This is a genomic window from Rhodobacter sp. SGA-6-6 (assembly GCF_011043545.1).
GTDB lineage: Bacteria > Pseudomonadota > Alphaproteobacteria > Rhodobacterales > Rhodobacteraceae > Pseudogemmobacter.
On record NZ_JAAKGP010000007.1, the window covers coordinates 53,501 to 77,847 of the forward strand.

Annotated in this window: 28 protein-coding genes; 3 read left to right on the forward strand and 25 right to left on the reverse strand. The window is 70.9% G+C overall.

Annotated elements, in window-relative coordinates; all coding sequences use genetic code 11:
- Position 1: 1 nt before the first annotated feature.
- From cysE to G5B31_RS13945, 22 genes are all read right to left on the reverse strand, one after another.
- Positions 2–808, reverse strand: coding sequence for a serine O-acetyltransferase (gene cysE, locus G5B31_RS13840; protein ID WP_165018667.1), 807 nt, complete (start codon positions 806–808; stop codon positions 2–4).
- A 113-nt stretch (positions 809–921) separates the two neighbouring features.
- A complete protein-coding gene (locus tag G5B31_RS13845; RefSeq protein ID WP_165018669.1) occupies positions 922–4,815 on the reverse strand; it encodes a glycoside hydrolase/phage tail family protein in 3,894 nt (1,297 codons plus the stop codon).
- A 2-nt stretch (positions 4,816–4,817) separates the two neighbouring features.
- A complete protein-coding gene (locus G5B31_RS13850) occupies positions 4,818–5,261 on the reverse strand; it encodes a peptidase (protein ID WP_165018671.1) in 444 nt (147 codons plus the stop codon).
- Positions 5,258–6,154: a DUF2163 domain-containing protein gene (locus G5B31_RS13855; protein ID WP_165018673.1), complete on the reverse strand. Its 897-nt coding sequence runs from the start codon at positions 6,152–6,154 to the stop codon at positions 5,258–5,260. Before G5B31_RS13855 ends, G5B31_RS13850 begins: the two co-directional genes overlap by 4 nt.
- Positions 6,151–6,783, reverse strand: a complete 633-nt coding sequence (locus G5B31_RS13860; RefSeq protein WP_165018675.1) for a DUF2460 domain-containing protein — start codon at positions 6,781–6,783, stop codon at positions 6,151–6,153. Before G5B31_RS13860 ends, G5B31_RS13855 begins: the two co-directional genes overlap by 4 nt.
- A 7-nt stretch (positions 6,784–6,790) precedes the next feature.
- On the reverse strand, positions 6,791–7,444 hold the full coding sequence (locus tag G5B31_RS13865; RefSeq protein WP_165018677.1) for a phage tail tape measure protein: 654 nt from the start codon (positions 7,442–7,444) through the stop codon (positions 6,791–6,793).
- Positions 7,401–7,643, reverse strand: a complete 243-nt coding sequence (locus G5B31_RS13870) for a rcc01693 family protein (protein WP_165018679.1) — start codon at positions 7,641–7,643, stop codon at positions 7,401–7,403. Before G5B31_RS13870 ends, G5B31_RS13865 begins: the two co-directional genes overlap by 44 nt.
- Complete coding sequence (locus tag G5B31_RS13875; protein WP_165018680.1) at positions 7,640–7,960, reverse strand: gene transfer agent family protein; 321 nt, start codon at positions 7,958–7,960, stop codon at positions 7,640–7,642. Before G5B31_RS13875 ends, G5B31_RS13870 begins: the two co-directional genes overlap by 4 nt.
- A complete protein-coding gene (locus tag G5B31_RS13880; RefSeq protein WP_165018682.1) occupies positions 7,960–8,373 on the reverse strand; it encodes a phage major tail protein, TP901-1 family in 414 nt (137 codons plus the stop codon). The genes G5B31_RS13875 and G5B31_RS13880 overlap by 1 nt, the downstream gene beginning before the upstream one ends.
- Before the next feature lie 24 nt (positions 8,374–8,397).
- Complete coding sequence (locus tag G5B31_RS13885; RefSeq protein ID WP_165018684.1) at positions 8,398–8,793, reverse strand: DUF3168 domain-containing protein; 396 nt, start codon at positions 8,791–8,793, stop codon at positions 8,398–8,400.
- Entirely contained in the window at positions 8,790–9,128 is a 339-nt protein-coding gene (locus G5B31_RS13890) for a head-tail adaptor protein (protein WP_165018686.1), read from the reverse strand. Before G5B31_RS13890 ends, G5B31_RS13885 begins: the two co-directional genes overlap by 4 nt.
- A complete protein-coding gene (locus G5B31_RS13895; protein WP_165018688.1) occupies positions 9,125–9,718 on the reverse strand; it encodes a hypothetical protein in 594 nt (197 codons plus the stop codon). Before G5B31_RS13895 ends, G5B31_RS13890 begins: the two co-directional genes overlap by 4 nt.
- A 142-nt stretch (positions 9,719–9,860) precedes the next feature.
- The gene (locus G5B31_RS13900) at positions 9,861–11,057 is read right to left on the reverse strand and encodes a phage major capsid protein (RefSeq protein ID WP_165018690.1); all 1,197 of its coding nucleotides are present in this window, start codon (positions 11,055–11,057) and stop codon (positions 9,861–9,863) included.
- A 37-nt stretch (positions 11,058–11,094) separates the two neighbouring features.
- A complete protein-coding gene (locus G5B31_RS13905; RefSeq protein WP_165018692.1) occupies positions 11,095–11,649 on the reverse strand; it encodes an HK97 family phage prohead protease in 555 nt (184 codons plus the stop codon).
- A gap of 4 nt (positions 11,650–11,653) precedes the next feature.
- Complete coding sequence (locus G5B31_RS13910) at positions 11,654–11,881, reverse strand: hypothetical protein (protein ID WP_165018694.1); 228 nt, start codon at positions 11,879–11,881, stop codon at positions 11,654–11,656.
- On the reverse strand, positions 11,878–13,056 hold the full coding sequence (locus tag G5B31_RS13915) for a phage portal protein (RefSeq protein WP_346763917.1): 1,179 nt from the start codon (positions 13,054–13,056) through the stop codon (positions 11,878–11,880). Before G5B31_RS13915 ends, G5B31_RS13910 begins: the two co-directional genes overlap by 4 nt.
- 92 nt (positions 13,057–13,148) lie before the next feature.
- Positions 13,149–14,489: a DNA-packaging protein gene (locus G5B31_RS13920; protein WP_165018698.1), complete on the reverse strand. Its 1,341-nt coding sequence runs from the start codon at positions 14,487–14,489 to the stop codon at positions 13,149–13,151.
- Positions 14,440–14,766, reverse strand: a complete 327-nt coding sequence (locus G5B31_RS13925; protein ID WP_165018700.1) for a hypothetical protein — start codon at positions 14,764–14,766, stop codon at positions 14,440–14,442. Before G5B31_RS13925 ends, G5B31_RS13920 begins: the two co-directional genes overlap by 50 nt.
- 198 nt (positions 14,767–14,964) lie before the next feature.
- A complete protein-coding gene (mltG, locus tag G5B31_RS13930; protein WP_165018702.1) occupies positions 14,965–16,131 on the reverse strand; it encodes an endolytic transglycosylase MltG in 1,167 nt (388 codons plus the stop codon).
- Between the two features lie 3 nt (positions 16,132–16,134).
- Positions 16,135–17,394, reverse strand: coding sequence for a beta-ketoacyl-ACP synthase II (fabF, locus tag G5B31_RS13935; protein WP_165018704.1), 1,260 nt, complete (start codon positions 17,392–17,394; stop codon positions 16,135–16,137).
- A gap of 195 nt (positions 17,395–17,589) precedes the next feature.
- Complete coding sequence (locus tag G5B31_RS13940; RefSeq protein ID WP_165018707.1) at positions 17,590–17,928, reverse strand: zinc ribbon domain-containing protein YjdM; 339 nt, start codon at positions 17,926–17,928, stop codon at positions 17,590–17,592.
- Between the two features lie 39 nt (positions 17,929–17,967).
- Positions 17,968–18,900, reverse strand: coding sequence for an arginase family protein (locus G5B31_RS13945; protein ID WP_165018709.1), 933 nt, complete (start codon positions 18,898–18,900; stop codon positions 17,968–17,970).
- 218 nt (positions 18,901–19,118) lie between these two features.
- On the opposite strand from G5B31_RS13945, the gene G5B31_RS13950 reads away from it, so the two are divergent.
- Positions 19,119–19,697: a YceI family protein gene (locus tag G5B31_RS13950; protein WP_165018711.1), complete on the forward strand. Its 579-nt coding sequence runs from the start codon at positions 19,119–19,121 to the stop codon at positions 19,695–19,697.
- 77 nt (positions 19,698–19,774) lie between these two features.
- On the opposite strand, the gene G5B31_RS13955 is transcribed toward G5B31_RS13950, so the two are convergent.
- Positions 19,775–20,089, reverse strand: a complete 315-nt coding sequence (locus G5B31_RS13955) for a multidrug efflux SMR transporter (RefSeq protein WP_165018713.1) — start codon at positions 20,087–20,089, stop codon at positions 19,775–19,777.
- Between the two features lie 238 nt (positions 20,090–20,327).
- On the opposite strand from G5B31_RS13955, the gene G5B31_RS13960 reads away from it, so the two are divergent.
- Both G5B31_RS13960 and G5B31_RS13965 read left to right on the forward strand, forming a co-directional pair.
- The gene (locus G5B31_RS13960; protein ID WP_240904420.1) at positions 20,328–21,341 is read left to right on the forward strand and encodes a Fe(3+) ABC transporter substrate-binding protein; all 1,014 of its coding nucleotides are present in this window, start codon (positions 20,328–20,330) and stop codon (positions 21,339–21,341) included.
- 84 nt (positions 21,342–21,425) lie between these two features.
- Entirely contained in the window at positions 21,426–22,367 is a 942-nt protein-coding gene (locus tag G5B31_RS13965) for a nucleoside hydrolase (RefSeq protein WP_165018715.1), read from the forward strand.
- Between the two features lie 51 nt (positions 22,368–22,418).
- On the opposite strand, the gene G5B31_RS13970 is transcribed toward G5B31_RS13965, so the two are convergent.
- Positions 22,419–23,441 carry a cell wall metabolism sensor histidine kinase WalK gene (locus tag G5B31_RS13970; RefSeq protein ID WP_165018717.1) on the reverse strand — a complete coding sequence of 341 codons (1,023 nt, stop codon included), beginning with the start codon at positions 23,439–23,441 and terminating at the stop codon, positions 22,419–22,421.
- A gap of 57 nt (positions 23,442–23,498) precedes the next feature.
- The gene (gene iolB, locus G5B31_RS13975) at positions 23,499–24,314 is read right to left on the reverse strand and encodes a 5-deoxy-glucuronate isomerase (RefSeq protein WP_165018718.1); all 816 of its coding nucleotides are present in this window, start codon (positions 24,312–24,314) and stop codon (positions 23,499–23,501) included.
- Positions 24,315–24,347 lie beyond the last annotated feature (33 nt).

Below are 24,347 nucleotides of genomic sequence, written 5' to 3' on the forward strand. Positions count from 1 at the left end.
GTCATTCCGGTTTCAGGATCTGGTCCATGGTCAGCGCCGGCTGCGCGCAGCCCGCCTTGCCGACCACGCGGGCGGGAACGCCGGCCACGGTGGTGTTGTGCGGCACGTCCTCCAGCACAACCGAGCCCGCGGCGATGCGCGAGCAATAGCCGACATGGATGTTCCCCAGCACCTTGGCCCCCGCCCCGATCAGCACGCCGTCGCCGATCTTCGGATGGCGGTCGCCGTCTTCCTTGCCGGTGCCGCCCAGGGTGACCGAATGCAGCATCGACACGTTGTCGCCCACCACCGCGGTTTCGCCGATGACGATGGAATGGGCGTGGTCGATCATGATGCCGCGGCCGACGCGGGCCGCCGGGTGGATGTCGACGCCGAAGACCTCGCTGACCCGCATCTGCACGAAATAGGCCATGTCCTTGCGGCCCATCCGCCACAGCCAGTTGCCGACGCGATAGGCCTGCACCGCCTGATAGCCCTTGAAGAACAGGATCGGCTGGATGAAGCGGTGGCAGGCCGGGTCGCGCTCGTAGACCGCCATCAGGTCGGTGCGGGCGGCGGCGCCGAGGTCCGGGTCGGCCAGATAGGCCTCGTCGGCGATCTCGCGCAGGATCTGCTCGCTCATCTCAGGCGAGGCCAGCTTCATCGAGAAGCGGTAGGCCAGCGCGCGTTCCATCGAGGGATGGTGCAGCAACCCGGAATGGATCAGCGAGCCCAGCAGGGGCTCGGCCCGCACCGCCTCTTCCGCCTCGTCGCAGAGGCGGCGCCAGAGCGGATCGACGGGAGTAACCTTGATGCGGGGATCGGCCATGGCGTAGCGTCCTGTTGCTGTCCGGCCGGATGCCGGAGCGGGATATATCCTACTCCCCGCAGTATGTTTCAAGACGGCCCGGGCGGCAACCGGATTGCACGGGCCATCCGGTGTCAAGGTCCGACGGAGACCCGGCGGAACGGCCCCGGCCCGAACCGCGCCGACAATTGCGCAACGGCGATGTCGAAGGCTCCCGTCACCCCATCCACAGCCTGCGCCGCGGCCGGATAGCTGAAGGCGGCGGCATTTTCCCGATATTCCGCCAGGATCGTCTCGCCCGCCATGATCCGCACCAGATAGGCCTCGGCCTCCTCCCCCAGCGGCACCTCGGCCTGCTGCCAGCTGTCGCCCTCGATCCGGGTCCGCCGTATCCATCTCGCCTGCACAGCCTGCCCCACCCTGCCCGCCGCCCGCAGATGGCAGACCGGATAGGGCCGCAGCCCGATGCCGTCGAAGGCCTCCGCCCGCGCCACCACCGCCGGGTCGTCGTAGCCTCGGGCGGTGACGCCGATCCGGTAGTGCCGCAACAACCCCCGGGCCGAGGGCGCAAGCTCCAGCTGCTGCAACGCCCGGTCCAGCAGCACCACCGTGCTGCCGGCCGGCCATTCCGCCGGCATGATCCCGTCGGTCCCCGCCTGCCCCCGCAGCCGCAAGGACAGATCCCAGGTGTCCGGCGCGACCAGCTCGGCGGTGGCGAACTGGAACACCTCCCAGGTGCTGCCGCTGCCGTCGCCGATGGCCATGGCATTGGCGCCGTTCAGCACCGGCATCTCGCCGGCCGAACTCAGCGGCCCGCCGGTCACCCTCACCCGCAGCGCCGCCCCCCGGTCCCAGAGGCCGGGCCGCGCCGCCGCCAGCGCGGTCTCGGTCACGCCGATCACCGCCGGCGCCGCGATCACCCGGTTCAGCTCGAACCCCGCCTCGTCGGCCGAGGACCAGACCCCCACCGTCCCCGGCCAGGGCTCCGCCGTCACCGCCACATGCGGCGCATGGGGCACCTCGCCGCCGGTCAGCAGCGGCAGGTCCAGGAACACCGGATGGGTCGGCACCGGCGCCACGAAGCCGCGCGTGGCGAAGATCTCCTCGTCCATGTCCGCCGGGCGATAGGTGCCGGTCTCGACCCGCACCCCCTCAAGCAGCGCCACATCGCCCCGCTCCACCCGGTCCACCCGCCACAGCGCCCCCTGCAGCGCGACGGTATCCCCCGCCCCCACCGCCAGCCGCGACGGCGGCAGCGCCAGCCGGATCGCATCGCGGCCGATCCTCTCCTCCGCCAGCCAGCGATGGGTCAGCCCCCGCGCCTCCGCCGCCGTCAGCCCGAGCGCCAGTTCCGTCGCCGAGACCGCCCGCAATTCCTCGTCGGGATAGCGCGCCTCGGCCGCCCGCACCTCGAAATCGCCCTGCACGTCGACATAGCCCAGCCGCACCGTGCCGCTGGCCTCCGCCGCGCCCTGCCGGGCGATCTCGGCATAGCCGTCCAGCTCCTCGGCCACCGCAAGGTCTTCCGGCTCCAGCACATGGACCACCCGCCCGTCGCGCAACGCGAAGCGCAGCATCCCATCCCGCTCCACCGCATCGGCCGAATGACCCAGCAGCAGCGGCTGCAGGGTCGCCCGCCCCGGCTGCACCTGATCGGCGGCATAGCCGCGGACCAGCCCGTAAAGCGCCGAGGTGTCCAGCGCGGCAACCCCGCTCTGCCCGCAGATCTCGCGCACCACCGCATCCAGCGGCTGGCTGGTCGCCCGCCCGTTCAGCCAGTGGCCGCGGGCATAGCCGCCGGCATCCGCCCAGAGGTCCGCCCGCGCCGGAAAGGCCGGGAAGGGCCGCGCATCCCAGGCCCAGGCATGGGCATGGCCCATGTCCACCATCGGGCCGCCATAGACCGGCGAGACCGGATTCCGCGCCGGATCGGCGAAATGCCCTGCCACCGCCCGCAGATATTGCATCTGCACCAGATCGTCCCGCCGCCCGCTCGACGCCCGCGGCAGCCTGGATTCCGACGACAGCGCATCCAGGAACCTGTTCGGCTGGTTCGTCCCCTTGTCGATGGCCGCACAGCCGTATTCGGTAAAGCGGATCGGCTTCGACATCGGCACCCATCCGGTCGCCGCCGCTTCCCGCACCCCGCCGATCCGCGGGTGATGCGGGTTCGACCACCACCCCCCCAGGTCCTTGGCCCTGAACACCCAGGGCTCCCCATAGGCCCCATCGGTGATCGGCTCCCGCCGCTGGAACGCCTCCCCCTCCGGCGAGTCGTAATGCCAGTCGTGATATTCGCCGCTGGCGATGTTCGCCCGCAGGTAATCCAGATTGTAGAGGCTGCCCCAGCCCTCGTCGGCATGGCCCTCCTCGTCGCGCCAGTCCGACAGCGGCATGTAATTGTCGATGCCGACGAAATCGACCGCCGGGCTGGCCCACAGCGGATCCAGCGGGAAATACAGGTTCCCGTCCGCCTGATAACCGGCATATTCCGTCCAGTCCGCCGCATAGCTGACCTTGCAGCCCGGCCCGACGATCGCCTTCACCTCCTCCGCCAGCCGCACCAGCGCTGCCACCGCCGGGAAACCGTCTCCCACCCCCCGCACCCGCACCAGCGACACCAGTTCCGAGCCGATGCAGAACGCATCCACGCCCCCCGCCGCCGCGCAAAGATGGGCGTAATGCAGGATGAAACGGCGGAACCCCCAGTCCGCCGGCCCGGAATAGCCGACCGCCCCGCCCGAGACGGCGAAATCCGACGGCAACGCCGCGCCGAAGAAGGCCGCCACCTCCGCCTCGGCCCCGGCGCTGCGATCCGGCGTCCCCGCCCGCCCCGGCGCGACCGAGGTGGTGATCCGCCCCCGCCAGGGCAGCACCGGCTGGCCCTCCGCCCCGCTCCAGGGGTCGGGCAAGGTGTTCCCCGCCAGCTGGTCCATCAGCACGAAGGGATAGAACATCACCTCCATACCCCTGTCCCGGACCGCTCGGATCGCCTCCACCACCGCGGTATCTGCCGGGGTGCCGCCATAGACCGGCCGCCCCTCGACCTGCGGCACGACCGCGGCCTCGGCCCGCCCGATCCCGCCCGCCCGCCAGGGCATTCCTACCCCGTCCAGCTGCTTCTGCTCGACCTTCGGCTGCACCTTGCAAGCCCCGCAGCGCAGGTCGTCGCCGAACCAGGACACCACCAGCGAGACCGAGCCGCATTCCGGCAGCTCCGTCGCCAGATGCTCCAGCGATGTGGCAAAATCGGTCCGGCCCGAGGCGGTATGGACATTCGCCGAAACGCTGCGCCCCGGCCCGTGGTTCAGATGCACCGGCGTGGTGGCCAGCGCATATTCCCCGGTGCCCGGGATCATCGCCACCGCCCGCACCGCCTGGTGCAGCGAGGGCTCCGCCCCCGGCGCGGTCCGCGCCGCCCGCACCACCTCGAAGGAGAACTGCGGCACCCGGTTGCCGAACGCCGTCAGGTCCAGGTCCTCGATCACCACATAGGCGATACCGCGATAGGCCGGCGCCCGGCCTACCCCCTCCACCGCCTCGATCCGCGGATCGGGTCCCTGCGTCTCGCTGCCGGCATAGACCCGCAGGTTCAGATCGTCCGGCGCGATCTCGGTGCCGTCGGCCCAGATCCGCCCGACCTTCAGGATCTCCCCTTCGCACAGCGCGATGGCCAGGCTGACCGAATAGCTGTATTCGGTCACCTTCGGCTGCGGCATCCCCTTGCCGCCGCCGCGCCGGGTGACATGCTCCCGGAACTGCGTCGCCCAGATCACCTGTCCGGCGATGCGCATCCGCCCCCAGACCTGACCCACCGGCGCCCCTTCCGAGGCCCCGGTCAGCCGCAGCCGGTCGATCCGGCCGACCTCCACCGCCTCGGACCCGCCGCCGAGGATGCGCTGGTCGATGCTGCGGCCCAGGGTGGCGCCGACGGCCCGGCCGATCACCGCGCCGGACAACCCCAGCACGGTGCCGCCGAAGCCGGCGCCGATGGCGGCGCCGGCCGCCGAAAGAAGAAGGGTCGCCATGGTCAGCAGGCTCCGTCAGGAAATGCGAAACGCGCCGCGATCCGGCGGCGCCAGGGGTCGGTCAGGGCGCTTTCGGTAACGCTATGGCCGCTGTAGGCATGGATGAACCGCGCCGCGGGGCCGGTTGCCGATTGCAGTCCCAGATGCTTGGCCACATGGCCCGCCCGCATCCGGAACAGGATCACGTCGCCCGCCGCCTCGGCCGCCAGCGGCTTCGCCAGCAGCAGGCGATGCCCCGCCCGCAGCAGCACCTCGTCGCCGGTCGGCTCGGCCCAGTCCGCGGTATAGGCCGGCACCGCCTCGGGCTCCACGCCGTAAAGCGCCCGCCAGACGCCCCGCAGCAGGCCCAGGCAATCCGTCCCCGCCCCGCGCCGGCTGGCCTGATGGACATAGGGCGTGCCCAGCCACAGCCGCGCCTCCGCCACCGCCCGCTCCGCCACGCTCATGCCGGCCCGCCGAACAGCGAACCGCCGCCGGTGTTCTGCCCGGCCCTGGGATAGGCGGTCAGCCAGTCCTCGCCCGGGATATGGGGAAAACCGCGGAAATTCGGCAGGTTGGCGAATTTCAGCCGGCAGGTCTCCGCCCGCTTGTCGCAGCCGGCGGTGAGGCGCAGCAGGTCCCCCGCCCGCAATTCCGCGCGGAGTCCGTGCCACAGTTCCATCACCCGCCCCACCCCCGCCACCCGGTCCGACTTCACCAGACCGACCAGGCCGGAGGCCGCACCGCTCAGCACTTCCACCCGGCCGAACTCGAACCACCTGTCGTCGAACCCACCGAAGGCGGCGAAGCGGAACACCCGCCGTTCGCCGTCCACCTCCTCCACCGCCCGTTCGGCGAAATAGCCCGGCTGCGCGGCATCGAACCGGCAGCGCCCGTCGCCCAGAACGGCCGAGCAGCCGCGGGTATAGGCCAGCCCCACCGGCTGGTTCAGCGCCTCCGACAGGCCCCGCAGCTCGGCCCGGAACTCCGCCCCCAGCCGCACCACCTCGCCCAGCGTGCCCCGGAACAGTTCCGCCCGCTGCGCAACATCGGCCCAGTTGACCAGCCAGACCCGCACCTCCGCCGCATCGTAGCGCCCCGCCGCCAGATCGGCCTCCGAGATCGCCGCATCCGACAGCGCCCCCACGGCCTCGGTATTGTCCACCGCCAGCCCGGTGCCCTGCTGCAAGGCCCGCGCCGTCAGGCCCGACCCCGCCCGGTGCAGCACCCCCTCGATCAGCAGGTCGCAATCGTGGTCGGTGAACCCCAGCACCACCCCGTCGCGCCGCGACACCGTCCAGGCCCGGCAGGTCGTCGTCGCGCCGCCGTCCAGATGCGCCTGCAATTCCGCCGGGATCATGCCCGCACCTCCACCACCGGAACCGAGGGCACGTCCCCGGCCTGGAACGAGGCCACCGAGGTCTGGATGTGGTCGGTGTCGAAGCGCACCGGCACGTCGAACTCGAACCCCGCGCTGATCTCGGTGCCGAGCGCCGGTGCGGTCTCGAATGTCACAAGCCCCGTCGCCGGGTCCACCTCGAACTCCAGCCCCTCGATCTTCGGGTCCTGCGCCACCGCCACCAGCACCGAGCCGAGCACCGGCTTCGCCACCGGCCGCACATAGACCTCCTGACCCGAACGATAGGTCTTCTGCAACCGGAACACCCGCTGCACCCCGTCCCCGGTGCCGATCACCTGGTCCAGGGCCGAGGGCGCGCGCGAGGCCGGGCAGGACTTGTAGTCCGACCAGTCCTTCCAGCGGAACCCGTGCAGCCGCCCCCGCCGCGCCTCGAAGAAGGCGATCAGCGCCTCCACGTCGTCCAGCGACCGCAGCCCCACCCCGGCGTCGTAGCGGCGGCGCGAATGCGCCCAGGGGGTGTTCCGCTCCTCGTGCCCGTTCTGCAGCGTCACCACCTCGGTCCGCCGCTCCGGCCCGCCGACCGAGCCGAAGCTCAGGTTGGCCGGAAATCTGATCTCGTGGAATGCCATTCTCGCCTCACCTGTTCCTCTGGCCGCGGGCCAGCGCCCGGCCGACCTGCGCCGCGATCTGGCTCTGGCTGCGCTGGAAGCCCTGCACGTCCGGGGTGGAGATGTTCATCACCACATTGACCGGCCGTCCGCCCCCCGCCGCCTGCACCCCCAGCCGCCCGTCGGCGCCGCGCGCCAGCGGCATGATCGCCTCCGGCCCCGCCTCGCCCATCAGTCCGCGCCCGCCCCGCATCGGAAAGGTCACCGGCGAGGAGACCACGCCCCCCTTGGCGAAGGGCATCACCCTGCCCTGCGCGAAGGCCCCGCCCTTGGCGAAGGGCATGAAGGCCCCCATGACCCCCGCCAAGGTCTCCGCCAGGGCCCCGCCCATGGCATTGGTCACCGGCTTCATCGCGATGTTGTAGATCGTGTCCGAGATCGCCTTGCCCACGCCCTTCAGCGCGTCCGACAGCTTCATCCCGTCGAACACGAGGCCATCGAAGGCCCGCCGCAGGCCGCCGCTCAGGCCCCGCGACAGGCTGTCCATCTCGCGCCCGGTGAAGACCATCGTCTCCCGCATCCGCGCCATCTCGCCGTCGAAAGCCGCCACCATCGCCGCCGAACTGCCGAGGCTGTCCTCAAGCGCCGCCAGCCGATCCAGCAAATCCCCGGTCGTCTCCATCGCCCTTCCCCTTCTCCATGTCCGGGAATGCCGCGGCCAGTTCCGCCAGCCGCGCCCGCGTCAGGGGCGGAGCCGCCTGCTCCGCCCCCAGCATCATCCGCAACTCCACCGGGGTCAGCCGCCAGAACGCCGCCGGCTCCAGCCGCAGCTCCCGCAGCCCGGCCCGGATCAGCCCGGGCCAGTCGATCGCCGGCCTCACCCCTCGCCCGGCAGGGCGAAGGCGCGGGCCAGAAGCTCCGCCGCCGCCCGCGCCGCCTCCACCGGCCCGCCGCCGATCTCCACCCGCAGCAGGTCCGCCGCCGTTCCCTGCCAGCCGCCGCCCCGAAGCCCGGCCACGATCAGCGCCAGCACGTCGCGGGATGAAAACCGCCCCGCCTCGAACCGCTCCACCAGATCCAGCAGCGACCCTGTTTCCAGCGCCGCCTCCAGCTCCGCCAACGCCCCCAGCGTCAGCTTGGCCGCATGGGGCCGCCCGTCCAGCACGACCGCCACCTCTCCCGCCCAAGGGTTGGTCATCACAGCGCCGTAAAGGTCAGCACGCCGGCCGAGGCCAGCGTCACCTCATAGGTCGCCTCGCCGTTGTGGCTGCCGGCATAGTCCAGCGCCGAAATCTGGAACGGCCCCTCCACCGTGCCGAAATCCGGGATCACCACCTGGAAGGCCGGAATCTCTCCGTCGAAGAAGATCTGCCGCGCCCTCTCGTCGGTATTGGCATCCCGGAACACGCCCGAGCCGGAGATCGCCGCGGATTTCACCCCCGCCCCCGCCAGCAACTCGCGCCAGCCGCCCTGGCTCTCCAAGCTGGTGACATCCACCGTCTCGGCGTTGAAGCTGATGCGCGTGGCCCGCAGCCCCGCGATGGTCTCGAACTGACCGTCCCCGGTCTGGTCGATCTTGATCAGAAGGTCCTTGCCGGCCTGAACTGCCATGGCCCATCTCCTTGCAAATATTGTTCAAAGCTCGATGCGGACGCGGAAGGTCAGGTCGATCCGCCGCACCTCGCCCTCGTCGATCCGCCGGGCGCTGGCGCGCTGGAACAGCAGGCTGACCAGCCGCCCCCGCGCCAGCGTCAGGCTTGCCCCAGCCAGACGGTCGGAGATCGCCGCGGCGATGGTCTTCGCCGCCAGGAACCCCGCGCCGTCGGAAATCACGCTGACCGCCAGCCGGTGCTCCGCCCCCGCACCGGAGTTGTCCGAGGCGTCCCGCACCTCCTCCGGTCCCACCAGCACGAAGGTCCCGGCAGGCCCGGGCGGCACCGCGTCATGCACCGCCACTCCCGCCAGCGCCGGGTCCTCCGTCAGATGTTGATAGACCGCCGCCTGCAAAGCAGCCGCTGCGCCATAGCTCATCTCGGCTCCTCCTCGCGGCAGAAACAGGTCAGGTAGCGCCCCGCCGGATCGCGCTCGGCCACCGCCAGCACGGCGAAGACCCGCTCCCCCTCGCGCAGCCGCTGCCCCGGCTTCGGCCGCCCCGCCGCCCCCGCCGGCGCCGCGCGCACGGTGATCCGATAGGGCACCGAGGCCAGCACCACCTCCTCCCCCGCCGGATCGCGCCCCGCTCCCGGCACCACCTCGGCCCAGAGCGTGCCCAGCGTCGTCCAGACCTCCGAGAAGCCCCCGGCCCCGTCCGGCCCGCGCACCGCCTCCTGCAACTCCAGCGCCCGGTTCAGATGCGGCGCCCTCATCTGCGGCCCCCGCCGAGGATGCGCACCTGCCGCCAACGCTCGATCAGCGCCGCCACGCCCAGAGGCAACCCGGCGCCCCAAGACCCGTCGTCGTGCCGGTGCTCGTAGAACTCCGCCGCCAGCAGCAGCACCGCCTGCCGCAGGTCGGCCGGCACATCCGTCCACCCCGGCCCGAAGCCCGCGTCGAACTCCACCTCCGCCCGGCCCTCCGCCGGCACCTCCGGCAAGGCCCCGCCGCGCCCCGCCAACCGCGGCCGGTGCATGTCGGCCACCAGCCGCCAGCGCGCCGCCGGTACCGCCACCGCCGCGCCCGCCGCATCCACCAGCGTCACGCCATGGACCTCGGCCACGGGCGCCAGCGGCAACGCCACCGGATCGCGCCAGCAGCCCGCGACCCAGCGGAACCGCCGCCGGATCAGCGCCTTGGCGATCCGCCCCTCGATCGCCGCCATCGCCGCGCGCAGGTGGCTCTCCAGCAGCGCCTCCTGCCCCTCGGCCAGCGCGAAGCCCGATCCCATCCGCAGATGGTCCCGCAACTCCGCCACCGGCAGCGCCGCCCCCGGCACCGCCGTCAGTTCGGTCAACATCATCCTGGTCTCCGATGCCGCAAGAATGGGGTGGGCGCGCGCCTCTCCCGCTCCGCTCGGACGGAAGGGGGAGCAGCTAGACGGAACGGAAGTCCGGCGCGCGCCCGTCCCGGCCCCGCAAGGGACCGGGATCGCGTCGGCCGCCTTACGAGGTGGCGACCTTCAAGAGCTTGATCGCCGCGTAATCGGTGATGTCGCCGCCCACGCGCTTCGACGCGTAGAACAGCACATGCGGCTTGGCCGAGAACGGATCGCGCAGGATGCGCAGGTCCGGCCGCTCCGCCACCGTATAGCCGGCGGCGAAATCGCCGAAGGCGATGGGATAGGCATTCGCCGCCACATCCGGCATGTCCTCGCAGACCAGCACCGGATAGCCCATCAGCCGCGCCGGCTCGCCCGCCTGCAGGCTGTCGCCCCACATGAAGCGGCCGTCGGCATCCTTCATCTTCCGCACCGCGCCCGCGGTCTTCGAGTTCATCACGAAGGCGCCGTTGGCGCGGTAGTCGGCGCCCAGCGCATAGACCAGGTTGACGATGCAGTCGCTGGCATTGGCGGTGGCGAAATCCGCCGCCGCGCCGGTCGGCACATAGCCGAGGCTGCCCCAGGTCCAGCTGGCATTCGCCACCTTGGCCGGCAGCAGGATGCCCTTCGGCTTATCCACCCCGTCGCCGTTGACGAAGGCCGCCGATTCCGCCCGGATGAAGCGGGTGGCGATCTTGTTCGCCAGCCACCCCTCCACGTCGAAGGCGCTGTCGTCCAGAAGCCGCTGGCTGGCCTTCGGCATCGCCGACAGCTCATGCAGCTTGATCGAGATCCGCTCGATGGTCGGCGTCGACGTCTCCGCCTGCGCCGTCGCCTCGGTGGCCCAGCCCGATCCCACCTCCGAGCGGTCGATCAGCACGTCGAAGGAGGTCGCCTCGACCTGCACCACATTGGCCACCGCCCGAAGGCTGGAGGTGGAGACCAGCATCGACCGGATGGTGTCCGCCGTCTGCGGGTCGACCAGATAGCCGCCGTCCGCCGCCACCGCGGTGGACATCGCCTTGCCCTCCAGCACCAGCCCGCGCAGCCCGTCGTCGTCGCCCGACCGCAGATAGGCGTCGAAGGCCTTCCGGTGCGGCGCCTCCGTCTCCGCCGCGGCCGAAAGGGCCGGGCGGCCGTAGCTCATGGTTTTCCGATCCAGCATGGTCATCCGCTCTTCCTGATGTTGCAGCGATTGTTTCACTTCTTCCTGAAAGCCCTTCAGTTCCTTCAGGAAACCGGCCATCGCGGCTTTCGCCTCCGCCGCCGGCGACAGGTCCGGGGACAAGCCTTCCCCGGCCCGAGCCTCTCTCTCGGTCATCACGTCCATCCCTTTCCTCACGAAAATCCCCGGCGCGTCAGCGTCCGGCCAGGCTCCGGCGCGCGTCCTCGAAGACCGCGGCCAGGGCGCGGAAGGCGTCGGAGGCCGGGTCCGATTTCGCCGCCACCCGCGCCTCGGGAAGCATGGGAAAGGTGACCAGCGACACCTCCCACAACTCCAGCTCCTGCAGGAGGCGCCGCCCCTTGCCGTCGCGCTCCGCCCTGACGGTGCGGTAACCGATCGACAGCCCGTCGATCGCCCCCGCCGCCAGCAGGGCCGCCGCCTCGCGGCCCTTCTCCACCTCGGTCAGGAGGCGCCCCTTGACCCAGAGGCCGCGGCCGTCCTCCCGCACCTCGTCCCAGACGCCGATGGGCTGCGCCGGGTCGTGCTGCCACAGCATCCTGACCCGCTCGCCCTTGCCGCCCAGCTTGGCCAGCGAGGCCGCATAGGCCCCCGGCGCCACCACGTCGCCGCCCTGGTCCTTCACCCCGAACAGCGAGGCATAGCCCGCCACCACCCGGCCTTCCGTCACCGTCAGCCCGGCCTCCGGGCGGTGGTATTTCCGCTCCGGCGCCCCGTAATCCCCGATCATCGCCTCACCTCATCGCCGCCTTGATCAGTGCCTCCGCCCCCTGCGCCAGCAGGAAGGCCGCCACGCCATAGACCCCCAGCCAGATCCGCCGCTCCAGCCGCTCCAGGCTGGCGTCGATCTGCGCCAGCCGGAACTCCAGCGCGGTCCAGCGCTCCGCCATCACCCGCTCGTTCGCCTCGATCCGCGCCTGCGCCGCGTCGAAGCTGTCGAAAAGGAACCGCGACCCGCTCATTCCTCCTCCTGCAGCCGCGGCAGGCCCAGCAACACCCGCTTCTCCGCCACCGTCAGGAAATCCGCCGCCCCCACCCGCGCCCATTGCTGGTCGCGCTCGGCCGCCAGCGCGGCGATCTGGTCGAGGTCGGGCTTCAGTTCCACCGCCTCGCCGGTGAACTGCGCCAGCCAATGCGACAGCGCCGCCAGCACCCGCGTCGCCAGCGGCAGCACCGTCAGCCGGTAGAAGGCCCGGTTGGCCTCCTGGTAATTGGCATAGGTCGCGTCGCCCGGAATGCCGACCAGCATCGGCGGCACCCCGAAGGCGATGGCGATCTCCCGCGCCGCCGCCTGCTTGGTCTCGTGAAACTCCATGTCCGACGGCGAGAACCCCATCGGCTTCCAGTCCAGGCCCCCCTCCAGCAGCATCGGTCGCCCGGCGTTCCGCGCGCCTTGGTGATGGGTCTCGATCTCGCTCACCAGCCGGTCGTATTGGTCCGGCGACAGGTTCGACTGCCCGTCCGCCCCCTTGTAGACGATGGCCCCGCTCGGCCGCGCCGCATTGTCCAAGAGCGCCTTCGACCAGGCCGAGGCAGAGTTGTGCACATCCACCGCCACCGCCGCCGCCTGCATCGGCGACAGCCCGTAATGGTCGTCGGTCGGATGGAACGCCTTCACATGGCAGATCGGTCCCGGCCCCTCCGCCACCGGAAAGCGATGCACCCGGCCGCCGACCGAATAGTCATAGGCCACCGGCCAGCCGTCCGGCCCCGGCACCAGCGCCATCCGGTCCGAGCGCAGCACATGCAGCTCCCCCGGCAGCTTCCCCGCCCCCGGCACCGCCTCCAGATAGGCATTGCCGGAAAGCAGCAGGAAGCCGTAGACCGACTCCAGCAGCTCCGCCCGCCCCTGCCCGGCATTCGGCCGCGCCAGCAGCCCCAGCAGCGGATGCACCTCATAGCGCCGCCCGGCGTCCTGGCAGACCACCGGCAGCGCCGCCGCCGCCTCGGCGATCAGCTTCACCGCCCGGAACCCCACCGGATTGCCCTGAAAACCCCCCTTCGTCAGCGACACCACGTCGCGCGGGCTCCAGGCCACCCGGCCCGAGCCGCCCCAGGCCACCACCCGCCCGGTGGCGCTGGCCTTCCTCTCCGCCGGAGCATCCGCCCGCCCGGCCCGTTTCAGGAAATCGAACACCCTCGCCGCTCCTCTTCTCTCCGGCCGCAGGCAAGCCCCGGCCGCGCCGCGGGTTGAAGACCCGGGCCATGACATCCAGCATTTCCATGCAGTTACAGCGTCCGCAGTCCCGGCCGCCCCTGCCCGGCCCGGTCCACCATCAGCTCGGTCAGCGCCCAGACCAGCGCGTCCAGCCGGTCGGGCGACCCTTGCCCCTTCCACCCTGTCCGCGCCATCTGCAGCATCTGCGCCTCCAGCGCCTCCAACCCGCGGACATGCGCCACCCGGCCCTGTTCATACAGCGCCGCCACCGGCTCCGCCCGCAGCATCTTCGACCGCATCGCCCGCACCGCCCGGACCGGCGCCAGCGGGTCGACCTGCCGGATCACCCCCTGCACCAGATCGCCGCCCTGGTTGACCTCGGCCACCAGCCGCTCGGCCCCGAACTCCTCCATCGCCGCCAGCGCCGCCCGCGCCCAGCCGTCCGGCGAAGCCCCGCGGACCGAGCGGTCCGCCAGCACCACCGCCCGCCAGCGCGCCGGATCGCCCCGCGTGTCGGCCCCCACCACCACGATGCCGCATTCGTCCGACACCTTGGTCGCCGTCACCGGCGGGTCCACCGCCACCACCACCCGCACCGGCTCCACCGCCGCCGCCCCCTGCGCCGCCGCGATCATCGCCGGCGTCCAGAGGCCGTCCGGCACGTCCTCCACCAGCTCCCCCAGCAGCTCCTGCCGCCCCAGCAGCGTGCCGCCGAAGCGCGACTGCACCTCGGCCAGGTAGCTTTCCGCCAGATAGGCCCGATTGGCCTCGGTCGGGGCATGGGTGATCACCGTCGAGGGATTGTTCAGGATCGCCTTCAGCACCTCCACATTGCGCGGCGTCGTCGTCACCACCTGCTGCGGAGCCCTCCCCAGCCGCAACCCGAACTGCAGCTGATCCCAGGTCGCCTGCGCCTTCGGCCATTTCGCCAGCTCGTCCGCCCAGGCCGCATCGAACTGCGGCCCCCGCAGGCTCTCCGGGTCATGGGCCGAGAACAGCCGCGCCTCCGCCCCGTTCGGCCATTCCAGCGCGTTGCGCCCCGACACCCATTTCGGCCGCCGGTCGGGGGGCGAGCAGGCCAGGATGCCGCTGTCGCCCAGCACCATCACCTCGCGCCCCTGGTCGATGGTCTCGGCCACCAGCGCCACCCGGCGGGCGCGGCCCGGGTCCTCCGGCCGCGCCCCCTCCACCTGCGCCCGCACCCATTCGGCCCCGGCCCGGGTCTTGCCCGCGCCGCGCCCGCCCATCACCACCCAGGTGGTCCATTCCCCCTCCGGCGGCAGCTGGTGCGGCAGCGCCCAGAACTCGAACACCCAGGGCAGCGCCAGCAGCGCCGCCTCGCTCAGCGAGCCGATGAAGCCGTCAATCTCCCCGGGCAGCGCGGAGGCAAGCCAGACGGCGCCCGATTTCATCGCGCGCGGCCCCGAGATCGAGGTCGCGGCCGGTTCCGGCAGTCCCGGCAACCTGTTTGCGGAGTGCTTCGACATTTGCCCTTTCCCGAACCAGATCCTTGCCGATCTCGCGCAGGTCCCGGATGGCCGCCTTGGCCACCCTGGTCTCCCCCGGCGTGCCGGCCTTGAACGCCTCGATCGCGGCTTGCAGGTCCGCGATCGCCAGCCTGAACAACTCTTCCGTGAACCCCACGACATCCGTGGGGATCGCGTCACCCTCAGAGAACCTGATGGTCATCCTGCCCGCCCGCCTCTCATGCCATCTTCCGCACGAGCGAAATGCAAAAGCGGCACGGGGGTCGCCCCCCGGCCGCTTCCGACACTTCTTCTAGCATGTCCCAAGTCCTACATCGGACCGGGCGCAAGGTCAAGAGGAAAATCCAGCGATCCCAACAGGTTATGCGACCGCCGCGTTAACCTGCCGTTAACCCCCGGCTCAGTCGCCGCCGCCGCCCGCCGCCGCCTCCAGCGCCCGGAAGACCTCGACATTGCGGTTGTGCTCTTCCAGCGTGGCGGCGAAGACATGGCCGTCGGCCGGGTTCAGGGTCTTGGCCACAAAGAACAGGTAATCGGTCTCGGCCGGGTTCAGCGCCGCCGCGATGGCGTCGCGGCCCGGGTTGGCGATCGGTCCCGCCGGCAGCCCATCGATGACATAGGTGTTGTAGGGCGTCTCGCGCCGCAGCTCGCTCTGCCGCAGGCCCCGCCCCAGCACGCCCTCGCCCTTGGTGATGCCATAGATCACCGTCGGGTCGGTCTGCAACTTCATCCCGCTGTTCAGCCGGTTGACGAAGACGCTCGCCACCAGCGCCCGCTCCCCGGCGATGCCGGTCTCCTTCTCGACGATGGAGGCCATGGTCATCGCCTCCTCCGGCGTGTCGTAGGGCAGGTCCGCCGCCCGCTGCGGCCACAGTTCGGCCAGCACCGCCGCCTGGTCCGCCTGCATCTTCGCCAAGAGATCGGGCCGCGACGCCCCCTTGGTCACCTCATAGGCCTTGGGCGCCAGCGATCCCTCGGGCGGAACCGCCGCGATCTCGCCCTCCAGGAACGGCACCTTCCGCAGCCCCTCCACCACCTGCCAGCTGGTCGCGCCCTCGACCACCGTCACGTTGTAGCGCAGGTCCGGCTCGGCCGTGGCCTCGGTATATTCCGGCGGCGGCTCGGTGGAGGGATCGAACTTCGCCACCTCGACGAATTTCTGCGTCTCCGGGTCCAGCTCGCGCAGCACCACCTCCAGCGCGGCGACGCCGATGCGGAAGTTCACCTCCTTGCCGCAGGTCGAGGCCCCGCCGGCGGTGATCGCCTGCAGCACCTCCTCCATCGAGGTGCCCGGCCGGATCAGGTAGGAGCCGAACTTCAGGTTCCCCGACCGCCCCGAATAATCCGCCCCGATGCGGAAGATGCGGGCGTCGCTGATCGCGCCCCGCTCCTCCAGGTTGCGGCTGACCCCGCTCATCGAGGCGCCCTGCTCCACCCGCAGGCAGATCGACGCCTCCAGCGGCCCGGGCTTGGTGAACTCGTTACGGCCCCAGGCGACGACGCCGGCCGCCGCGATCAGCAGCACGATGAACAGCGTCAGCGCGTTCGAGGCGATGCTCTTCCACATGCCCTACTTCACCCGGCCCAGCAGCAGGCTGGCATTGGTGCCGCCGAAGCCGAAGCTGTTCGACAGCGCCACGTCGATCTTGCGCTTCACCGCCGTGTTGGGGGCGAGGTCCAGCTTCGGCTGCACCGCGGGATTGTCCAGGTTGATCGTCGGCGGCGCGATCTGGTCGCGGATCGCCAGCACGCAGAAGATCGCCTCCACCGCGCCCGCCGCCCCCAGAAGGTGGCCGATGGAGGATTTGGTGGAACTCATCGTCGCCTTCTCCGCCGCATCGCCCAGAAGCCGCTCCACCGCGCCCAGCTCGATGGTATCCGCCATCGTGCTGGTGCCATGGGCGTTGATGTAATCCACATCGGCCGGCGTCAGCCCGGCCCGCTTCAACGCCGCGGACATGCTGCGGAAGCCGCCATCGCCATCCTCCGACGGCGCGGTGATGTGATAGGCGTCGCCCGACAGCCCGTATCCCAGCACCTCGGCATAGATCTTCGCGCCGCGGGCCTTGGCGTGCTCGTATTCCTCCAGCACCACCACGCCCGCGCCCTCGCCCATGACGAATCCGTCGCGGTCGGCGTCATAGGGCCGGCTCGCCTTGGTCGGATCATCCGCCCGCTTGGTCGACAGCGCCTTGCAGGCGTTGAACCCGGCGATGCCGATCTCGCTGATCGGGCTCTCCGCCCCGCCCGCCACCATCACGTCGGCATCGCCCAGCATGATCAGCCGCGCCGCATCGCCGATGGCGTGCGCCCCGGTGGAACAGGCCGTCACCACCGCATGGTTCGGCCCCTTGAAGCCGAACTTGATGCTCACCTGGCCCGAGACCAGGTTGATCAGCGACCCCGGGATGAAGAAGGGCGACACCCGCTTCGGCCCCTTCTCCTTGATCAGCACTGCGGTCTCCGCGATCGTCGTCAGCCCGCCTATCCCTGAGCCGATCATCACCCCCGTCCGCTCGCGGTCTTCCTCCGACTGCGGCTCCCAGCCGGCGTCCTTCACCGCCTGCGTCGCCGCCGCGATGCCGTAGAGGATGAAGTCGTCCACCTTGCGGCGGTCCTTCGGCTCCATCCAGTCGTCGGGGTTGAAGCTGCCGTTACTGCCATCGCCGAAGGGGATCTCGCAGGCATAGGTGGTGGTCACGTTCGAGGTGTCGAAGCGGGTGATCGGCCCCGCGCCCGACTGCCCGGCCAGAAGGCGGCTCCAGGTCTCCTCCACCCCGCAGGCCAGCGGCGTGACCATCCCCAGACCCGTGACGACAACGCGGCGCATATGGCTTCTCCCCAGCAAGGCGATCACTTCCAGCGGGTGATACACGGGGGGCCATCACCGCGCAACCACAGGGCTGCGCCGCGGGCGGCGGCCTGCCGGAAGACAAGGACCGCAGTCCCCGGCGACCTTTCATCTTGGCTCAAATATCCTCTGGGGGTTCGGGGGGCGAAGCGCCCCCGGCGGCCAACCGCCGGGCTACTCCGCCACCTTCTTCACGAACTGCGACTTCAGCCCCATCTGGCCGATGCCGGGGATCTTGCAGTCGATGTCATGGTCGCCGTCCACCAGCCTGATGCCGCGCACCTTGGTGCCGACCTTCACCACCAGCGAGGACCCCTTGACCTTCAGGTCCTTGATCACCGTCACCGTATCGCCGTCGCGCAGAACATTGCCCACGCTGTCGCGCACTTCCACACCTGCCTCCGCCTCTCCCGGCTGCCATTCATGGCCGCATTCGGGGCAGGTCAGCAGGGCATCCGCCCGATAGACATAGACGGATCGGCATTCGGGGCACGGCGGCAAGGTCTCGGTCATGCCCCGCCATAGCGCGCCACCCGTCCCGGGTCCAGCCCCCTACCCCTGCCGCGCCGCCACCCCCATCGCCGCGGTCAGCAGCTGCGCCGCCAGCGTCGCGCCCTGGCCGTCGATGTCGCGGCCCGGCATGAACTCCACCATGGCGAAGCCGGCGATCCGGGCCTTCTCGGCCACCGCCCCCGCCAGCTCCAGCACCTGCCAGTAGCTCAGGCCCCCCGCCGTCCGCGCGATCACCGCCGGCATCGCCGCAGGGTCCAGCGCGTCAAGGTCGAGGCTGAGGATCACCTCCGCCCCTTCCGGGATCAGGTCCGCCGCCCGCCAGACCCCGTCGCGCGCCACCTCGCCCGCCGGCACGAATTCCACCCCCCAGTCCAGCGCATCCTGCAATTCGCCCGGGCGGGCCGAGCCGATGCCGCGGCAGCCCACCTGCACCATCCGCTCGACATGGCCCATCTCGGACGCCCGCCGCATGGCGGAAGAGAGACCGAGCCGCTCTCCCCCCACCTCGTCGCGCCAGTCGATATGGGCGTCGATCTGCAGGATGGTATAGGTCTTCCCGCGCGCCCCGAAGGCCTCGATCATCGGGATCGGCACGGAATCGTCGCCGCCCAGCAGGAAAGGCACCCCGCCGCGGTCCAGCACCTGGCTGACCGCGCCGAAGATGCGGGCGCGGTTGCCGGCGGGATCGCCCTCCTCCTGCGGCAGGTCGCCCGCGTCGACGGCATCCACCGCGCCGGGGAAGACCGGGCCGCCGAGGTCGAAGTTCACATGCGACAGATCGGCGCCCGAGGCCGCCGCCGCGGCGCGGATCGCGGCCGGGCCGCCGGCACAGTGGAAGCCCTCGCCGGGATAGGGCGTGCAGCCCTCCGCCCCGATCAGCGCGATCTTCGCCGGCAGGCGCGACAGGTCGCGGCAGCGCGGCAGGCCGAGGAAGGTCCCCGTCTCGCCCGCGCCGAACATCCTGCCCGCCATGCCCCGCCCTCCCTGCCGCCGATGCGGGCAGGATGGCGCGGAACCGGCCCGCCGGGCAAGCGCGGCGGCACGGCTCGGCGGCTCCGCGCCGGGTCCGCTCCCCGCGGGATCGTGATGTTCGCCGGCGCGCAGCCGCTGTTCGCCCGCGCCGGATTGTGCAGCCGCAGCATTGCCCGCAGCCTGTGCCAGGTATCGCAACCCCTTCCGAGGACTGACAAATGATCCGCCACGCCCTCCTGTCCGCTGCCGCTCTCGCGCTTCTTTCCGCGCCTGCACTGGCCGAGGCCGAGACCTATGTGCTCGACCCCGGCCACAGCCAGATCGTGTTCTCCTACAACCACCTCGGCTTCTCCACCTCGACCGGCATGTTCTCGGGCTTCGAGGGCGAGATCGCCTTCGACCGGCAGAATCCTGCCGCCTCCTCGGTGACGGTCGCCTTCCCGGTCCGCACCATGCTGACCGGCTGGCAGGCCCGCTTCGACCACCTGATGGGCCCCGACTTCTTCGACGCCGCCGAGGACGAAACCGTCAGCTTCGCCTCCACCGCCATCGAGGTGACCGGCGAGACCACCGCCCGCATCACCGGCGACCTGACGCTGAACGGGGTGACCAAGCCGGTGGTGCTGGAGGCGGTGCTGAACCAGGCCGGCGAGCATCCGATGGAACAGAAACCCTGGGCCGGCTTCTCCGCCACCACCACGGTCCTGCGCTCCGACTACAACCTCGGCGCCTTCGCCCCCTTCATCGGCGACGAGGTGGCGGTAGCGATCTCCATCGAGGCGATGAAGGCGGAATGACCTGATCGCCGAAGCCGATCACGCCAGGGCCGTCCGGGTTGCCGGGCGGCCCTTCGGCTTGCGGGGCAAGGCCGCCGCTACCCCGCCAGCTTCATCAGCACGATCCCCGACAGGATCAGCCCCGCCGCGCCAAGCCGCATCGCGGTGGCGGGCTCTCCCATCGCCACGATGCCCAACGCGAAGGAGCCGAGCGCGCCGATCCCGGTCCAGACCGCATAGGCCGTCCCCAGCGGCAGCGACCGCATCGCGTGGGCCAGAAGTGCGAAGCTCAGCGCCATGGTCACCACCATCAGCACCACCGGCCAGGGCCGGGTGAATCCGTCCGAGGCCTTCATGGCACTCGCCCAGACGATCTCGAAAATACCTGCAAGAAAAAGCGAAACCCAGGCCATCACGGCACCCCTTCCGGTCAAAGGCGCCGGGCCGTCCCGGTCTTCTGCCCTCGTGGAAAGGGGGAGGACGTTGCCTCGCGCCGCCGATCTGGCGCTTCCGCCGCCCGGGGTCAAGACCGGGCCCGCATCAGGCCGACGATGGTTGCCGCCGGGCAACCCCTGCCCGGCAATCGGCAGTTGACCGGAAGGCGGGTTCCCGTTTAACCGGGAACCGGAAACCCTAGAAAAGGAGTCAGAAATGCACCATGCCTCGCTTCGCATGACCCTCGCCGCGCTCGCCGTGACGACCGCCCTGCCCGTCCTGGCCGAGGAGGTGAACGTCTACTCCCACCGCCAGCCCGAGCTGCTGCAGCCCCTGGTCGATGCCTTCACCGCCGACACCGGCATCGCCGTCAACGTCGCCTTCGTCGACAAGGGCATGGCCGAGCGGCTGCAGGCCGAAGGCGACCGCTCCCCCGCCGACATCGTGATGACAGTGGACATCGCCCGCCTGCAGCAGATCGTCGATGCCGGCGTGACCCAGGCGGTCGAATCCGAGGTGCTGTCGGCCAACGTGCCCGAGGCCCTGCGCGACCCCGCCGGCCACTGGTTCGGCCTGACCACCCGCGCCCGCATCGTCTATGCCTCGAAGGACCGCGTGGCGGCCGGCGAGGTGACCACCTACGAGGACCTCGCCTCCGACAAGTGGAAGGGCCGGCTCTGCACCCGCTCGGGCCTGCACGACTACAACGTCGCCCTGCTCGGCGCCTATATCGCCCATCACGGCGAAGAGGCGGCCAGCCAATGGGCCGCCGGGCTGAAGGCCAACCTCGGCAAGAAGCCCGACGGCGGCGACCGCGACCAGGTGAAGGCCATCGCCGCCGGCGAATGCGACATCGCGCTCGGCAACACCTATTATATGGGCCAGATGCTGGCCGACCCGGAGCAGAAGGCCTGGGCCGAGGCGGTGAACATCGTCTTCCCGGTGTTCGAGGGCGGCGGGACGCACGTCAACATCTCGGGTGTGGCGATGACCAAGGCGGCGCCCAACCACGACGCGGCGCTGAAGTTCATGGAATGGCTGTCCTCGGACCATGCCCAGCAGATCTATGCCGAGACCAACCACGAATTCCCGGTGAAGCCCGGCGTGCCGCGGTCGGAACTGGTCGCCAGCTGGGGCGAGTTCACCCCCGACGCCCTGCCGCTGGCCGAGGTCGCCAGCCACCGCGCGGCAGCGCTGAAGATCATGGAGACGGTCGACTTCGACGGCTGACCGGGCCGGGGCGGGTGCGAGCCCGCCCCTTCTCTGGACAAGCCGGGCGGCATGGTCTTAGCTCCGCCCGAACAGGAGCGCCGCATGACCCATCGCCGCAAGATCATCATCGACACCGACCCCGGCCAGGACGATGCCGTGGCGATCCTGCTGGCCCTGGCCTCGCCGGAGGAGATCGAGGTCCTCGGCATCACCGCCGTCGCCGGCAACGTGCCGCTGGCGCTGACCGAGCGGAACGCCCGCATCGTCGTCGAACTCTCCGGCCGGCCGGTGCCGGTCTTCGCCGGCTGCGACGCGCCCCTGCGCCGCAAGCTGGTGACGGCCGAGCATGTCCACGGCAAGACCGGCCTCGACGGCATCCCGCTGCCCGAGCCGACCCTGCCGCTGCAATCCCAGCACGGGGTGGACTTCATCATCGAGACCCTGCGGCGCGAGCCTCCGGGGATGGTGACGCTCTGCCCCCTGGGCCCGCTGACCAACATCGCCGCCGCCTTCCAGCGCGCGCCCGACGTTGCGGGCCGGGTGGCCGAGATCGTGCTGATGGGCGGGGCCTATTTCGAGGTCGGCAACATCACCCCGGCGGCCGAGTTCAACATCTACGTCGACCCGGAAGCCGCGGAAATCGTGTTCAGATCCGGCGTGCCGCTGGTGGTGATGCCGCTGGACGTGACCCACAAGGCGCTGACCTCGCGCGACTGGGTGGAGGAGATGCGCTCGCTCGGCACCGAGGTCGGCCGCGCCGTCGCCAGCTGGACCGATTTCTTCGAGCGCTTCGACACCGAGAAATACGGCAGCGCCGGCGCGCCGCTGCACGACCCGACGGTGATCGCCTACCTGCTGCGCCCCGGCCTGTTCTCCGGCCGCCACATCAACGTCGAGATCGAGACGCAGTCCGAACTGACCCTCGGCATGACCGTCGCCGACTGGTGGCGGGTGACCGACCGGCCGGTCAACGCGCTGTTCGTGGGCGGGGTGGACCGCGACGGCTTCTACGCCCTGCTGAGCGAACGCCTCGCCCGCCTGTAGCCCTGATTTTCGCCGAAAATCAGTATCTCACGCGTTTTCGACGAAAACGCGTCACCCCCGCGGCAGGATCACGCTGAAGGTCGACCCCTCGCCCTTCACGCTGTCGATCTTCAGCCAGCCCCTGTGCCGCTGGACGATGTGCTTGACGATGGCCAGCCCCAGCCCGGTGCCGCCCTTCTCGCGGCTCCGGTGGCTGTCGACGCGGTAGAAGCGTTCGGTCAGCCGGGCGATGTGGACCGCGTCGATTCCCTCGCCGCGATCGATGACCGAGACCCGCACCGCAGGCCCGCGGATGCTGTCCTCTGCCGTGGCGCGGATGCGCAGCTCCTGCCCTGCCGCGCCGTATTTCAGCCCGTTCTCCACCAGGTTGGTGAAGACCTGCACCAGCTGGTCGGCGTCGCCCGGCACCACCAGCGGCGCCTCCAGCCCCTCCAGCACCATGCGCGCGCCGGCGGCCTCGGCCACCGGCTTCAGGCTGCCGGCGACCTGCCGCAGCAGCGCGGCCAGATCGACGGAGGCGGCCGGGCGCATCCGCTCCTCGGCCTCGACCCGGCTCAGCTGCAAGAGGTCCTGCACCAGCCGGACCATGCGGCCGGCCTCGCGCTCCATGATGCTCAGGAAGCGGTCGCGGGCGGCGGGGTCGTCCTTGGCCGCGCCCTTCAGCGTCTCGATGAAGCCGATCAGCGCGGTCAGCGGCGTGCGCAGCTCGTGGCTGACATTGGCGACGAAATCGCGGCGCATCTGGCTGGCCAGCACCTCCTCCGACAGGTCGCGGAAGACGCAGAGCGCCAGCCTGCCCTCCGGCCCCGCCACCGGCCCGACCGAGACCTGCCATTGCCGCTCCGTCCCGTCGCGGGTCAGGGCGAAGCGCGGCTCCTCCGCCGGCGCCTGCCCCCGCAGCGCCGCGGCAACCGCGGTCAGGAAGGCCGGCGCCCGCAGGGCCAGGGCGACGTTGCGGCCCTCGGCCAGGCCGGGCAGCGCCTCGCGGGCGCGGGCGTTGGTGTGCAGCACCCGCTCGTCGGCGCCGATCGCCAGCGCCGGCAGGGGAATGGCATCGAGGACATCCTGCAGCATGGCGCCCTTCTAGCGCCGATCCGCCGCCCGGGCCAGAGCCCGTCAGGTCCCGGGCCCTCAGACACGGGGATTATCGCGGCGCCAGATCCAGTCGTGGTCGGGGTCGTTGCCGAAGCGCCATTTGCGCAGCGGCCCGGCCATGACGTTCAGGTAATACATCTCGTAGCCATAGGGGGCGCCGCAGGGATGATGGCCCTTCGGCACCAGCACCAGGTCGTGGTCCTTCACCGCCATGGTCTCGTCCAGGCTGCCGTCCTCGGTATAGACCCGCTGGACGCCGAAGCCCTGCGGCGGGTTCAGCCGGTGGTAGTAGGTTTCCTCCAGATAGGTCATGCGGGGGAAGTCGTCCTCGTCATGGCGATGGCTCGGATAGCTGGACCAGTTGCCCTGCGGAGTGAAGACCTCGGTCACCAGCAGGCTGTCGGCCACGTCGCGGGCCTCCATGGCGATGTTGTGGACATGGCGGGTATTGGCCCCCGTCCCGCGCGGGGTCAGTTCGATCCCCTCCGGCCCCAGCCGCCGCGCCGGATGGCTGCCCTTGCCGGGGGCCAGGCAGACCGCCAGCGTGCAGGGGGTGGTGGCCACGGCCCTCCAGTCGCAGCCGTCCGGCAGGTAGAGGCAATGCGGCGGCGTCTTCTCGAAGACGTTCATCCGCCCGCCCATCTCGCCCCAGTCCTGCCCGGCGCCGGTGATCCGCGCGCGGCCCTCGACCAGCACCAGGATCGCCTCGTTGCCGCCGGTAGCCTCCTCGGCCACGTCGCCCGGCTCCAGCCGGTAGAGGTTGAAGCCAACGTAACCCCAGCCCGCATCCGCGGCAGAAACCGCGTGGACCCTGCCCCGCACCCCATCGGGTTTCCTCAGCAAACCGGCCATGGCTTTCATCTGTCCTCAAATATCCCGGGGGGC